The organism is Leyella stercorea, assembly GCF_021531655.1.
On the sequence record NZ_JADYUF010000100.1, the window covers coordinates 1 to 1,478 of the forward strand.

The 1,478-nt window shown below is 44.3% G+C and carries 1 protein-coding gene; it reads right to left on the reverse strand.

Annotated elements, in window-relative coordinates:
• Window positions 1-3: 3 nt before the first annotated feature.
• Entirely contained in the window at window positions 4-1,416 is a 1,413-nt protein-coding gene (locus I6E49_RS14180; RefSeq protein WP_369681638.1) for an IS4 family transposase, read from the reverse strand.
• Window positions 1,417-1,478 lie beyond the last annotated feature (62 nt).

Here is a 1,478-nt window from a genome sequence, read left to right on the forward strand (position 1 = left end):
GCCCTACCCTTTATACACATCTTTGACAATTCTCAACATCTCACATTTGCAGAAGAAATTGTCAAGTCCTGTTTTGAAAGTTGTATATCCTGGACGTGATTGGCTGCTGTAGCCTGACCATGCTCCGAGTCTTGCAACAATCCATGCTATCCATGGCAGTGAGCCTTCTTTGAAAGGATTCTTCTGCTTCAATGTTCTGCCATTCACCATGGTAGACAAGAGTTTTGCCGCCTCAATATCGTTTTCACTAAACATTATTGAGGCTGGCACGGCTTGGTATTTGTCCGCAAGGTCAAAAGCGTGTTTCAGAGAAATGCAATACAATGCGGCATATGCAGAAAAGAGGATGTTCTTCTCTACACTCGTTGTATCCTCAAGCTGTATGTCCTCTATCATGAATCCTTTCTTCTTCAGCAGTCTGAACAATTCCTCTATAAACCAGCGGCATCTGTACCAAGAGACGCATTGTAGAGCCTGTTCCACATTCGAGACTTCATGATTTGTCAGAAGCACCCATTCTATGGGATCTTCTCCTTCTGGTACGGTTCCCTGAGCCTCAGACACCTTTATGCAATTGTATACAATATTGGCATCTGCCGATTTCGGACTGCCTGCTGGACGCTCCAAACAAACTTCCGCGAAACGTACTTCCATCTTTGCCGTTCTGGCCTTGCGCCCGTGTGAGGCAGGAAGGTGAAACTCGTACTGACCGGACGGTGAAACGGATAACATAAATTCATGCAACCTACATTCTGAGCCTTTTATACGACGGTCTTGGTTTGAGCGCACGATTAGCTTGACGTTGTTTTTGCCACGCTTCAACACCTCATAAACATCTGACTCGCGGTCACTAAGCATTGTTATCAATACGTCTTCTCCTATAAGGTCTGCGGTCTTGTCTATGGATTCGCTCCAACGGTATGATTCTTTCAACTCCGCCGGCAGTTTCTTGTATTTGCGCTCACGGCATCCGGGATTTCCCTCTTCACGGTTCCACAAATGTATATGAGTGAAGCCATAAGGAGTAAAGGTCTCCGGATCAACCGCAAGTGTAGGATGGAGGAAACAGCCTGTCTCACCATTAGAGACACAGCCTGGAGTTTTCCCCTTTTTATGCATGCGGAGATTGTGACCGTTATAATTTATCTCACATGTATCTTGAAGACAGAGTACATGTGTGCAATGGCTTTCAGCCATTCGCGCCTTGCAAGCGTCCGCATAGGCACTAACAATAGATTCCATTGTAACCTTGGGATTGTTGAACATTCTGTATGTAGCAATTTTATCCGCAAAGTTACTAAAAATTCTATTTATGACGGAGTTGCCTGTGGCAATCATCTTCGATAATGTCAAATTAGCTCTTGCGCTAATCCGCTTGTCGTTAAATGTCAGACTCGTAAATGGGGAACTTTTCATCTGACAAATATACAGAATTCCAATGATTTCAAAGAACAAAAGATGTGTATAAAGGGTAGGGC

Excerpts from the sequence above, each read along its gene's own strand:
- I6E49_RS14180 (WP_369681638.1), bottom strand. The coding sequence starts at position 1,416 with ATGAAAAGTTCCCCATTTACGAGTCTGACATTTAACGACAAGCGGATT.